Genomic DNA, 13037 nt, shown 5'->3' on the forward strand with positions numbered 1-13037 from the left:
ATACTGACTATCAATAGAGAGGAGGTGATGATATGAGCCACACGGTCTATACAATGACCAAACCTCCAGTTCCAAAATCACACATCATTCAATGGCATAACCTGATCCGTGCGGGCTGGATCGGCGGGTTGGCAGTCTACATTATTCACTTGAATTCAAGTGATTCGCTTCATTATTATTTGGCTCCTACCATGCAAAAACTGCTGTTATGCTGCCCCGTTCCCTTATTGTTTATTGCCGTTATCATGGCCTGGCATGGACTGTTCAGTAGTAACGAGGTTCATTGCGATTGTGAGCATCCACCCCCTTCCGGTTTCCTACGCAGCTTGTTGGTATATGGTCTGATTGCTATACCCTTATTGCTGGGGTTTCTGTTACCTGATCGGGCTCTCGGCAGCTCCATGGCCAGTCAGAAAGGGATGTCTCTCACCTATGCCCCTCCCGAGATTCGTCGGAAAGAACCTTTACCTGATCCGGTAACGCAATTGAATGTACAAGATCTCACACAACAACCAACGGCTGTTCAGTCTGCATCAGCTACCAAAGTACAATTCGTCCCTCCAGATGAGTACAGCCGCGAATTCGCTGAGTTGGCGGAGAAATTGTATGCGGAACCCGTCATTAAGGTTTATCCCGAGATTTTTTCTGAAACACTCGGCACAATCGACATGTTCCAGCGACAATTTGCAGGCAAAGATATCTCGTTAACCGGTTTTGTTTACCGTGACAAAAGCATGGATCATGAATCACATTTTGCACTGGGACGATTTCTCGTTATGTGCTGCCCCGCTGATGCGGCTCCCTTCGGTGTGATGATTCACATCCCCGACGCGGATAGCTTCCCTACAGATAGTTGGGTACAAATCGATGGTAGCATCGGCTCTGCACAGGTGAACAGTAAGGATACGATTGAAATTCGCGCCACAAAGGTGACACCTGTATCCGAGCCATCCACGCCTTATATTTATACCAACGCGGACTCGGTGATGGCCTATGAGAAGCTTAATAACAATTAAGAAGTACCGATAGACTATAAGAAACCTAAAATAGTGAATATAAAAAAACACACTATACATTTCATATTTCATAGTGTGTTTTTAAGTCTTTATTTGGTGAAGCTTTCCAACCACTCATTCCAAACTTGCTTGTTGGATGGCTTGCCGGAATCACTTAACTTCATATACTCCAGTAGCTGGTCCAGGTTATTCGAATGATTAAGTCGGTATTCCTGTATGAATTGCACCATTGCTTTATATACAATAAGATCAAGCGGTGAATAAGTAGGCGTGTCATTGGAGCTTCCATCTCCATCACCATTCCCACCACCATTAACCGGCTCTTCTGGAGGTGCCTGAGTTACAGAATCCGCCTTTGTAAATGTGCCTGTGTCTCCAATATAGGTAGGATAACTAATAGCGATTTCTCCTGTTAAACTGTTTCCGACCCGACCAATGTTTGGTTTTTCGAGAGTTGTTATTACACCTTGGTTATTAACGATTCCTTTAAGGGCGGGAAGGGTTAGTCTCGTTGGGAATTCTTCAGGGAAGGCTAACGGTTCATAACGAGTGTAAGGATGCTGATGCAATCCAAAACGAGGCTGTACCGTTTGATATGTAGGCTTGATCCCTAACTCCTTCACCGCTTCGCGATAAGCCACAAGCGCGTTGGGAAACTTCTTTTTTAATAATGGGCTGTCACTCGGAATTGTATAAGGTTCATTAAAATTTATATTTATTGCTCCATGATAATCTATCTGAACTCCTCTAAGGAAAATATCTTTACCAAACGCATTTTTTATGAATCCTAAGTCTCGATAGAACCCTGTATCAGCCATTCTGGCATCAGCAATTGAATTCATAATAACAGAATTAATTGTAGCAACTGTATCTATTTTATTGTTTGAAGCATTAATCAGGGCTCCTGCACCGAAGTATTCATTCCATTTTTTCACCAAATAAATCTGCGCATCTGAGGACCATTGTAGACTGTACTTTCTATTGGTACCCCATAAATCGTCGTACCCCTGAATGGAGGACGTAATTTCTAATTTTGTAGATGTATCTGCATCTTGCCATGCCTGTTGTCCAAATTGATGAACTTGCTCCATAATAACGGGATCAATACTTGTTGCATTTCCCGCTGCTGCTAGGAGTGCTGTCCCCCCCCATTGCATGATTGCTCCCGCTTCCAGTTCACCATAAGCAAAGTTTGAATTGGCTGCCTCTGCTCTAAATTGCTCTGTCGCTACAAACAATAAAATGAAAACGTTCAACACAATAAATGTTCTTCTAAATAATGTTTTCTGAAAATTCCTAAACAACTTAAATTCCTCCTAAAGTATGTACTTGCTTAAAAACCTAACATTTTATCCTTTTTAACGAATGGAATTTAAGCTTTCTTGAGATGCCTCGTATCTCAAAAGAGCTATTATTGATGATCATTATATTAACCTGATTCCTACCCTCCTCAAAAGGAAAAATATAACTTAAATATTATCTCAAATATTGAAGTAAGAGTAAATATAATCTCACAAAATATAAGGTTCATATCTAATATTTCGTATATAAAAAAGCCCCAAAGCGATGGATAACATCGCTTTGGGGCTTTCATATTCAGTCAGACATGAGATTACATCTCGTCTGCTCTGAATGTATTATTCCGTTACGATATCATGAACCAATACAGGCGCATCGGCATGATCCGCAATCGTAATGTTTTCTTTGATCTTCGCGATGACGTCTGCCACGTCTTCACGATTGGCATGGATCGTTACGAGGGACTCACCAGCTTTGACTGGATCACCGACTTTTTTGTTCAGCATCAGACCAACCGCGAGATCGATCTCGGACTCTTTCGTTGCGCGGCCTGCGCCGAGCAGCATTGCTGCAGTTCCGATTTCGTCAGCGACGATTCCGGCAACATAGCCGTCTTTGTCTGCTGGAACTTCAACCAGATACTGTGCTTGAGGCAAGCGATCCGGATGATCCACAACCGAAGCGTCTCCGCCTTGATTTGCCAGGAAATCTTTGAATTTCTCCAGTGCCTTACCGTTCTGGATCACTTCTTTTAATTTCTCCTCAGCGTGCTCCAAGGAATCTGCCTTGCCAGCAAGGAATACCATCTGACGGCCAAGAGCCATACACAGTTCTTCCAGATCTTTCGGACCTTTACCTTGCAGGGTGAGGATGGCTTCTTTCACTTCAAGCGCGTTACCAATCGCCAGACCCAGTGGTTGGGACATATCGGAGATAACAGCCATCGTTTTACGGCCAACATTGTTACCGATGCTTACCATGGCATGTGCCAATTCTTTGGCATCTTCTGTTGTCTTCATGAATGCACCTGCACCCGTTTTAACATCCAATACGATTGCATCAGCACCTGCTGCAATTTTCTTGCTCATGATGGAGCTGGCGATCAGTGGAATGGAGTTAACGGTAGCTGTTACGTCACGCAGTGCATAGAGCTTTTTGTCTGCAGGCGTAAGGTTACCACTTTGTCCAATAACTGCAACCTTGTGTTCGTTTACAAGACGAATGAACTCTTCTTTTTCAAGCTCTACGTGGAAACCGGCAACGGATTCCAGTTTGTCTGTTGTACCACCCGTGTGACCAAGTCCACGTCCGGACATTTTGGCAACAGGAACATCCAGCGCAGCAACGAGCGGAGCGAGTACCAGTGTCGTCGTATCGCCCACACCTCCTGTGGAGTGCTTGTCTACTTTGATGCCTTCGATAGCGGACAGGTCGATTGTTTCACCGGAATTCACCATCGACATCGTCAGATCGGCGCGTTCCTTGTCTGTCATATCCTTAAAGAATACCGCCATCGCCCATGCGCTGACTTGATAGTCCGGGATCTCTCCTTGTGTATATCCTTGTACAACAAAATCAATCTCAGCCGTTGTCAGTTCTTTTCCGTCGCGTTTCTTGGCAATAATGTCTACCATTCTCATGATGATCTCTCCTTGTGTGTGTATTGATTGTACAGAACACTTTGTTGTTTGTCCGTTCCGGCTCCGGATCGTTCTTTTGATCGCTCTGCTTCTTCAGAATCGATCCCGGTTCCTTCACTCCGTGCTTAAAACAAAAGTTTCGATCAAAATCAATTGATTATTGAATATAAAATGTAACAACTACAGTGTGATTGCTGTATCCAGGGCAACTACCATCATGTCGTTGAACGTTTTTTGGCGCTCTTCGGCAGATGTTTCTTCGCCTGTCAGCAAGTGGTCACTTACCGTCAGGATGGTCAGTGCGTTAACACCGAACTTGGCAGCGATAGTGTACAATGCTGTTGTTTCCATCTCTACGCCCAGTACACCGTGCTTCATCAACTTCTCGGTAACGGAACGATCATCGCGATAGAAAGAATCGGAGCTGAATACGTTACCTACGTGAATCTTCATGCCTTTGGCTGTTGCACGGTCATACGCTTCTTTCAGCAGGGAGAAGGTAGCGATTGGCGAGAAGTCATATCCACCGAATACGTGTTTGTTCATGCTGGAATCTGTACATGCTGCTTGTGCAAGGATAACGTCACGTACACGGACATGCTCCTGCATACCGCCACAAGTACCTACACGAATCAGGTTTTTCACGCCATATTCGCTGATCAACTCGTTAGCATAGATCGCGAAGGACGGGATACCCATTCCTGAACCTTGCACCGAAATCCGGTGCCCTTGATATGTACCAGTAAAACCAAGCATTCCGCGAACTTCGTTGTAACATACAACATCTTCAAGGTACGTATCTGCAATATATTTCGCGCGTAAAGGATCTCCTGGCAATAGAATCGTTTCTGCGATATCTCCGGGTTTTGCTCCAATATGAGTACTCATGAATGAATCTCCTCCAGTTATATGTTTAGTCTATTATGGCAGGAACCGGAGCAGCCTCAGCTACTCCGACATCCCTAATCCACTTTTTGAAAGAATACTTTAATTCGCAAATTCTCTGTTACTTACCCAGAACTTATTTCAAATCTTTCAGGAAGCTGCTACCATATTCCGGCATTTTCACTCCAAAGTTCTCAGCTACGGTTGCACCAAGGTCAGCAAATGTGCTACGCAGATCAAGCTTTTTCCCCTCGCTGAAGCGCGGAGAGTAGGCAAGCAGTGGTACATATTCACGTGTATGATCCGTACCACGGTAGGTTGGATCGTTACCATGGTCAGCTGTGATCAGCAGCAGGTCATCATTAGTCATTTTGGCGAAAATCTCTGGCAGCCGTGCATCATAGTCCTCAAGCGCCTGAGCATAACCTTGCGGATCACGACGGTGACCGTACAAGGCATCAAAATCAACCAGGTTCAGGAAGCTGAGTCCAGTGAACTCTTCATCCATCGTTTCAGACAACTTGTCCATGCCATCCATGTTGGAGACGGTACGAACGGCCTTGGTTACCCCTTCGCCATCGTAGATATCCGCGATTTTACCCAAGGCGATCACATCAAATCCACCATCTTGCAGTTCATTCATGACAGTACGACCAAAAGGTTTGAGCGCATAATCATGACGATTCGCAGTACGCTTCCAGTTACCCGCTTCACCTACAAATGGACGCGCAATAATACGGCCCAGCATGTATGGATCTTCAAGTGTAATTTCGCGACAGAACTCACAGATCTCATACAGTTCTTTTAGTGGAACAACGTCCTCATGTGCTGCAATTTGCAGAACCGAATCCGCGGATGTGTATACGATGAGCGCGCCAGTTTCGACATGCTCGGCACCCAGCTCATCCAGAATTTCCGTGCCACTGGCCGGTTTGTTACCAATCACCTTGCGGCCCGTTTTCTCTTCAATGCGCTGAATCAACTCATCGGGAAAACCGTTCTCGAACACGCGGAAAGGTGTATCAATGTATAGACCCATCAGCTCCCAGTGACCTGTCATCGTGTCTTTGCCTCTGGATGCTTCCTGCATCTTGGTGTAATATGCTTTGGGTGCATCCGCTACAGGGACACCTTCGATTTCTTTGATGTTGGACAGTCCGAGACTGGCCATATGAGGCATTTTCAGACCTCCACGTTCACGTGCAATGTGACCAAAGGTATCCACATCAAAATCATCAAATTCTGCTGCATCCGGCGCTTCGCCGATCCCTACAGAATCCATAACGATCAGATGTACTCTTTTAAATGTTGACATAACCTAAGCACTCCTTCCAATAATCCGGTTTACAAGAACAGTCCGGCGATGATCGCAGATAATACACTGACAAGCGATGCACCGTAAAGCAGTTTCAGACCGAAGCGGGCTACCACATTACCTTGTTTCTCATGAAGTCCCTTCACCGCACCGGCAATGATACCAATGGAGGAGAAGTTGGCGAACGATACGAGGAAGACGGATACGATCCCTGTTGTTCTGGCAGACAATACGGTCTCCTTCGCTAGAGCAAGCATGGCGACGAATTCGTTGGATACCATTTTGGTTGCCATAATACTTCCCGCCTGAATCGCTTCTTTCCAAGGAACACCCATAATAAAGGCTAATGGTGCAAACACATAACCAAGCAGCTCCTGGAACGAAATACCAAGCACCGCGCTGAAAATTCCGTTGACAAGTGCAATCAAGGCAACAAAGCCGATTAACATCGCAGCTACGATTATGGCGACTTTGAATCCATCCAGGATGTACTCTCCCAGCATTTCGAAGAAGGATTGTTTCTCCTCTTCCTGTACTTCCAATATATCTTCTTCCTCTGTAACCTCATAAGGATTCACAATGGAAGCAATGATAAAACCGCCAAACAGGTTCAGCACAAGTGCCGTAACCACATATTTCGGATCAATCATGGACATATAGGCACCGACAATCGACATCGATACCGTGGACATCGCCGAGGCACACAAGGTGTACAGCCGATGTTTTGGCAACAACCCAATTTGTTTTTTCACAGAAATGAACACTTCAGATTGCCCCAATACAGCCGAAGCAACCGCGTTATATGATTCCAGTTTGCCCATTCCGTTGATTTTGCTTAATACCAGACCAATATATTTTATAACAAAAGGTAAGATTCGGATATACTGCAATATCCCAATGAGTGCAGAGATGACAACGATTGGCATCAATACGCTGAGGAAGAACGGTGTCCCTACAGTCTCTGCACCTACGGTGGTCAAATCACCAAATACAAACGCAATCCCTTCATTCGCATAATCAAGCAAACTTTTAAATACGGTCGCGAATCCACCAATCAGCCATGTCCCGACCCCTGTATTCAGCAAGGCATACGCCAGGATCACTTGTAAAACAATCATAATGGCGAGCGGCCGGTAGCGAATTTTCTTTTTACCGTTGCTTGCGATATAAGCCAGTCCAAAAACAACAAGCAAGCCGATAAGAGCAATTAAAAATTTCATATGATCTCTCCTTTGAAGGTAGTTAAGCCGGATGTAAAAATTCAGCTCAAAGGGTTCTTAAGGATTCTAATTCAGTATCCTTTCAGAAAACTTATGAAGCGCTTACAATAAGTTCAGTTATTTAAATTATAAGTGTAAGTTGTATTCTCTGTACCTGAGTTGAAACCCAAGTACAGAGAATATACTACTACATTTTACCTCATAAGCTTTTGCTTAATACGAAGATGTAGACTGACCACCCTGCATGATTTTCACGCCAGAGCTTGCACCGATCCGAGTTGCTCCCGCTTCGATCATTTTCTGCATATCTTCCAGGCTACGTACGCCACCTGAAGCTTTAACACCTACATCAGGACCTACAGTACGACGCATCAAAGCGATATCTTCTGGCGTTGCTCCACCTGTGGAGAATCCTGTAGAGGTTTTAACAAAATCAGTTCCAGCTCGCACAGCTGCCTGACAAGCACGTACTTTCTCTTCATCCGTCAACAGACAAGTTTCAATAATAACTTTCACCAAAGCTTTACCCGCAGCCGCTTCAACAACAGCACGAATATCCTGTTCAACGTAATCATCTTTGCCATCTTTCAAAGCACTGATGTTGATGACCATATCGACTTCAGTTGCACCTTTAGCAATCGCATCCTTAGTTTCGAAAGCTTTCGTCTCCGATGTAGATGCTCCCAGAGGGAAACCAATAACGGTGCAGATATCTACGCCAGTACCCTGCAACTGCTCAGCAGCATAAGCAACCCAGCCGGGGTTAACACATACAGAAGCAAACTGGTATTGCTTCGCTTCTTCGGTTAACTTGGTCATTTCACTTTGTGTTGCGTCCGCACGAAGCAACGTATGATCGATCATTTTAGCTAATTGTGGTGTAGTCAATTGAATCTCTCCCTTATCTGAACTAGTTATTTTCTATACCCTTACACTAACATGAACATATGTAAAAATCAAATTGAACTTTTGTTCACAAGTCCATTTGTCGTTCTTGCTTCGTTATATTATATTTTCTGCCTAACAAAGCAAAACATCCGCCCTTTTTTCGTGGCAGATGTTGTCATACATTTTCATTTGAAATTAGAATCGCAGTAATGCCTGCGCAGTGTACTGATCCGTAACCAGAATATTCGCATAATGACCTTTAAGCGCGGCGTGAATGGCTTCAATTTTGCGTTGTCCCCCGGCGACCAGGATTGATTTTTCCTTATTTCTCAATTCAGCCAGATCAATCCCGACGGTTCTGCTGTTAATCTCTTCACTGATCAACTGACCTTCCGCATCGAAAAAGCGTGAACAAATGTCACCTGCACCTGAGTTCATCAGCAATTGTTGCTCTTCTTCATTGAAGTAACCGAGCCTGAATAATAATGCATCTTCCTTCACAGTACCTACGGTAAATAAGGCGATATTCGCCTGTCTGCCCAGTTCCACGATTCTGCCGATATGCCGATCCGCTTCCACCATTTTTTTTACTTCAATGTTGTCGAAAATAACGGGCAGCGGCAGATACCTTGGTACCGTGTGGAATGCCTCAGCGAACAAATGAACAATCTCAGCGGCATACGTATTGACATGGGAGTGGCTTACGCCCCCCTTCAATTGCACAACTTCGACACCTTTGACTTGCTTGGGACGAAGCTGGCGTGCTACGGCATGCATGGTTGTTCCCCAGGTCACCCCAATAATATCTGCATCCTGGACCGTCTCCTGAAGATAATCCGCTGCTCGTTTGCTGATATGTTTCTGTATTTCCTCATCACTCTTCAATGGGGCAAAACACACAAGTGCCGAATCGAGATCATATTTCGACTTGAGTTCTCCGGCAATGATGTCGATATCCTCCAGCGGGTCCATAATTTCAATGCGGACATACCCACGATCCTTCGCGTACTGAAGTAATCTGGACACTGTTGGACGCGATACACCTAACCTTGCGGCAATATCCTGTTGGCTGTAATCGGACTGATAATACAATTTCGCTGCTTCAATGCTTAATCGTTGCTTCTCCAGATCCATTCCCATTTGCGCTCATCTCACTCATCCTATTGTCTTTGGAAAATAAATGCTCGTCCTGTATATTATACATGGAATGATTATCTAATCACTATATACCATCCAATTGAGTAGCGTGATCATTCCAACTGGTTCCCTTTCTGATGTATAAAACGGGGCAATCGATGCATACTACAGCGGTCGCTTCATTAGTACCAACATCGGTTCACCCCATGAATCGCACAGAGAGGAAGAAATAACATGTCTACCTTATTGTATATTACTGCCCATCCTCATGATCATGAAACCTCCTTTAGCATGGCTACAGGTAAAGCATTTATTGATGCGTATCGTGAAAGTCACCCTTCTGATGAGGTTGTTCACCTCGATCTGTATCGCTCGGATATTCCCCATATCGATGCGGATGTCTTCAGTGGATGGGGTAAACTGCAATCGGGCAGTGATCTGACTGCCGAAGAGCAGACGAAAGTAAGTCGTTTGAATGAACTTTCGGATCAATTTGCCTCAGCAGATAAATATGTTTTTGTAACCCCGATGTGGAACTTCTCGTTCCCTCCAATTCTAAAGGCTTATGTCGACTCCATCTGCGTAGCTGGCAAAACATTTCGTTATACGGAACAAGGTCCTGTTGGACTGCTGTCTGACAAAAAAGCGCTGCATATTCAGGCCCGCGGTGGCATTTATTCCGAAGGCCCAGCGGCCCAAATGGAATCGGGTCACCGTTACCTGAGCATTATCATGTCTTTCCTCGGCGTGCCGAAGCTTGATGGCATTTTTGTAGAGGGGCATAATCAATATAAAGATCGTGCGGATGAGATCAAGCAACAAGCTATCGAGCAAGCACGCACTTTCGCAAAACAGTTTTAGAAAGGTAGTTCAAAAAGTAGCATAACAAACAAAGCAAAAAACAAAACCCGCGTGCGACCCAGGGATTATTCCCAGGAAGCACGCGGGGTTTTCGATGTATGATTAACCTTTGAGCTTATTGATGTCCAGCGCTGGCACGGCTCATGGTTTCAAGTTTACGTGTGATGGCATGACGGTCCACTTTCAATCCCCAGATCATTTCAATAATCTGCTCTTTCTCTTCTGGATTGTCAGCATGCTTCAGTTGCATTAACAGATCATGCATCTGTTCATTAATCCCTTCAAATTGACTCCATAAATCCTGTCTTACTTCCTTTGAATCCAGATGATGATTCGCATCGACTTCTTCCTTCAATGCTTGGAGAATAGCATCTTTCCATTCCTCATCACCTAGCTGTTTCGCTATGTTCAGGAGATCCAGATAATCGTCAACAAGAAGTGAGTTCAATTCAGCATGTGTTTTCATCGTTTATTGCATCCCCTTTTCATCTATTTACCCAGTATTATACTCGGTATTTCAGGTTATGCAATAGTTGCCGAGAAAAATATAGGATTATCCAGTTTCGTGTCAGGTTTTGACGAATGATTAATCTTCGTTTAAGACTTGAGTTGTTGCAACAGCTGAACACGGTAAGCTTCACTTTCAAGGGACTGAATGTCCTTGTATTCTTCAGCAGTAAGCACTTTGGGTTCCCCGGCCGCCTTTGCAATCATATACACCTTGGCGCTTTCTTCTACTACCTGGGTGCGATAATAGGCTTCACGGAGGTTTTTGCCCGTCGTGACCAATCCGTGATTAACGAGAATAAGTGCCGTATGTTCTTCTACCTTTGCAGAGACTGCATCGGCAAGTAGTTTCGTCGTTGGCAGAACATATGGAACGAACCCAATATCGCCCACCAATGCCGACTGATCAGGAAACAAATGTGGCAACTCATCGAAAACGAGACTGAGTGCAATGGTATATGCCGGATGCGTATGCACAATGGCTTGAATATCCGGATTTACACGGTAACTGTACAGATGCATCAATACTTCGGAAGAAGGACGGGGAGAGCCGACACGAGTCTCCCCTGTCTCGATATCAATCGCGATCCACTCTTCTGGCTCCAGATCCTCAAGTGCATAACCACTTGGAGACAACAGCATCGTCCCTTCGGATCGGGCGCTCAGATTCCCACCAGGTCCTACCACAAGCCCTTGAGCAACCGCTCTGCGTGCATATTTCGTTAACTCTTCCCTTACTTGCTGTTCAGACACGTGCCTCATCACTCCTTTAATGCGTTTGTTTGATTCATACGTTGGTACGTATCGTAAGCTTCCTGCCACTGCTCTGTATCCTCAGGCACATAGGTTTCGGGGGAAAAGGAAGCAGCCATGACCTCCCGGACCTCGGCCAAGCTACTCACTTCTCCATGTGCCAAATATTGCAGCATGCAATTCCCGGCTGAAGTCGCCTCGGCTGGACCCGTAATTACCGGAACCGCAGCCGCATTGGCTGTGAATTGGCATAATAGTCGATTATGAACACCGCCACCGACCATATGAATCACACGAGGTCTTGTACCTGTGATCAACTGCAATTCATCCAGCGTCTGCCTGAACTCCAGCGCCAGGCTTTCCAGAATACAACGCACAACCGCTCCAGTCGTTTCCGGTACAATCTGTCCGCTGGCACTGCATTGTTGCCTTATTCGTTCAGCCATATTCCCTGGCGCCAAGTACACGCCATCTCCTGGCGATACGTAACCTAGATGCGGCGTTGCTAAGGTAGCCAGCTGAACCAGTTCTTCGTGTGTAAATATATGATTCTCCCGCTCCCATTGCCGCTTGCATTCCTGTAGCAGCCACAGGCCTGAACGATTTTTCAAGGTGCGGACTTTGCCACTGACAGTCCCTTCATTCGTGAATCCCAGTGCACGGCTTCGTTCATCCAACACAGGCGCATCACGCTCCATCCCCATAAGAGACCAGGTACCACAGCTGATAAAAGCGAAATCTGAATCCATCGCAGGGATCGCTGCCAAGGCAGAGGCTGTATCATGTGATCCCACTGAGACTATCTGCATCGGTCCAGTCCGTAATTCCGCGCACAAGTCATCCGTTAACTGCCCCAGCATGGTACCGGGCTGAACGAGCCTTGGAAATAATGTTTCCGGTATACCGAGACGCCCGATCAGTTGTTCATTCCAACGGGCCTCGCCTGCATGCAACAGCCCGCTGGTGCTCGCAATCGTATACTCACAAGCCTGCTGACCGGATAGATAATAATGAAATAAGTCAGGCATGAATAACATCCGCATATCCGGACGCAAACCTTCTGCATGCTCTCGTACACTGCCTAACAATTGAAATACCGTATTGATCTGCTGTGGCAGGACGCCGGACATGGAGTACAGTTCTTCTTCATTTAATATGTGCAGAACTTCTCTCATCCACTGCGCATTGCGTGCCTCCCGATAATGGCGCGGGTTTCCGCATAATCTTCCCGTCCCATCCACCAGTCCGAAGTCTACTCCCCACGTATCTACCGCAATGGAACGGATCGCATACGCGTCTCCTTGCGTCCCTTTCACAATGCCTTGTTTTAGTTCATGAAAAAGTCGCAGGAAATCCCAATACAATCCATCGCCCAGCTGCACGGGTTCATTGCTAAAACGGTGCACTTCCTGTAAAGACAGTTTGTTGCCATCAAAAGAACCCCGTACTACCCGCCCACTTCCAGCGCCGTAATCTGCAGCAAGCACGTGTGTTGCTTGATTGCCCATTCTCCCAT

At 45.6% G+C, this 13037-nt stretch carries 12 protein-coding genes; 2 read left to right on the forward strand and 10 right to left on the reverse strand.

The features are described 5' to 3' along the window. Positions 1-32 precede the first annotated feature (32 nt). A complete protein-coding gene (locus tag M1D71_RS15985) occupies positions 33-1016 on the forward strand; it encodes a TIGR03943 family putative permease subunit (RefSeq protein WP_458122764.1) in 984 nt (327 codons plus the stop codon). An 89-nt stretch (positions 1017-1105) separates the two neighbouring features. Here M1D71_RS15985 and M1D71_RS15990 read toward each other — a convergent pair whose 3' ends face one another. The 7 genes from M1D71_RS15990 to M1D71_RS16020 form a co-directional block, all read right to left on the reverse strand. After that, positions 1106-2320: a hypothetical protein gene (locus M1D71_RS15990; RefSeq protein ID WP_458122765.1), complete on the reverse strand. Its 1215-nt coding sequence runs from the start codon at positions 2318-2320 to the stop codon at positions 1106-1108. A gap of 333 nt (positions 2321-2653) precedes the next feature. Then, positions 2654-3955: a pyrimidine-nucleoside phosphorylase gene (locus M1D71_RS15995; RefSeq protein ID WP_047843307.1), complete on the reverse strand. Its 1302-nt coding sequence runs from the start codon at positions 3953-3955 to the stop codon at positions 2654-2656. A gap of 180 nt (positions 3956-4135) precedes the next feature. After that, positions 4136-4843 (reverse strand): purine-nucleoside phosphorylase, encoded by a 708-nt coding sequence (gene deoD / locus M1D71_RS16000; RefSeq protein ID WP_056691414.1) that lies wholly within the window; start codon positions 4841-4843, stop codon positions 4136-4138. A gap of 133 nt (positions 4844-4976) precedes the next feature. Beyond that, entirely contained in the window at positions 4977-6155 is a 1179-nt protein-coding gene (gene deoB, locus M1D71_RS16005; RefSeq protein WP_458122766.1) for a phosphopentomutase, read from the reverse strand. A 29-nt stretch (positions 6156-6184) separates the two neighbouring features. Further along, positions 6185-7375: a NupC/NupG family nucleoside CNT transporter gene (locus tag M1D71_RS16010; RefSeq protein WP_458122767.1), complete on the reverse strand. Its 1191-nt coding sequence runs from the start codon at positions 7373-7375 to the stop codon at positions 6185-6187. Between the two features lie 213 nt (positions 7376-7588). Further along, complete coding sequence (gene deoC, locus M1D71_RS16015; protein ID WP_458127269.1) at positions 7589-8239, reverse strand: deoxyribose-phosphate aldolase; 651 nt, start codon at positions 8237-8239, stop codon at positions 7589-7591. Between the two features lie 219 nt (positions 8240-8458). Further along, positions 8459-9397 (reverse strand): sugar-binding transcriptional regulator, encoded by a 939-nt coding sequence (locus tag M1D71_RS16020; RefSeq protein ID WP_458127270.1) that lies wholly within the window; start codon positions 9395-9397, stop codon positions 8459-8461. Positions 9398-9634: 237 nt separating this feature from the next. Here M1D71_RS16020 and M1D71_RS16025 point away from each other — a divergent pair, with 237 nt between their 5' ends. Beyond that, on the forward strand, positions 9635-10261 hold the full coding sequence (locus M1D71_RS16025) for an FMN-dependent NADH-azoreductase (protein WP_036613802.1): 627 nt from the start codon (positions 9635-9637) through the stop codon (positions 10259-10261). Positions 10262-10376: 115 nt separating this feature from the next. Here M1D71_RS16025 and M1D71_RS16030 read toward each other — a convergent pair whose 3' ends face one another. The 3 genes from M1D71_RS16030 to M1D71_RS16040 all read right to left on the reverse strand — a co-directional run bounded on the left by M1D71_RS16030 (position 10377) and on the right by M1D71_RS16040 (position 13029). Beyond that, positions 10377-10727 carry a hypothetical protein gene (locus tag M1D71_RS16030; protein ID WP_145321862.1) on the reverse strand — a complete coding sequence of 117 codons (351 nt, stop codon included), beginning with the start codon at positions 10725-10727 and terminating at the stop codon, positions 10377-10379. Between the two features lie 131 nt (positions 10728-10858). Further along, positions 10859-11521 carry a class II aldolase/adducin family protein gene (locus M1D71_RS16035; RefSeq protein WP_458122768.1) on the reverse strand — a complete coding sequence of 221 codons (663 nt, stop codon included), beginning with the start codon at positions 11519-11521 and terminating at the stop codon, positions 10859-10861. An 8-nt stretch (positions 11522-11529) separates the two neighbouring features. Then, positions 11530-13029, reverse strand: a complete 1500-nt coding sequence (locus M1D71_RS16040) for a rhamnulokinase (protein WP_458122769.1) — start codon at positions 13027-13029, stop codon at positions 11530-11532. Positions 13030-13037 lie beyond the last annotated feature (8 nt).

It is taken from the genome of Paenibacillus sp. Z3-2 (assembly GCF_054161325.1).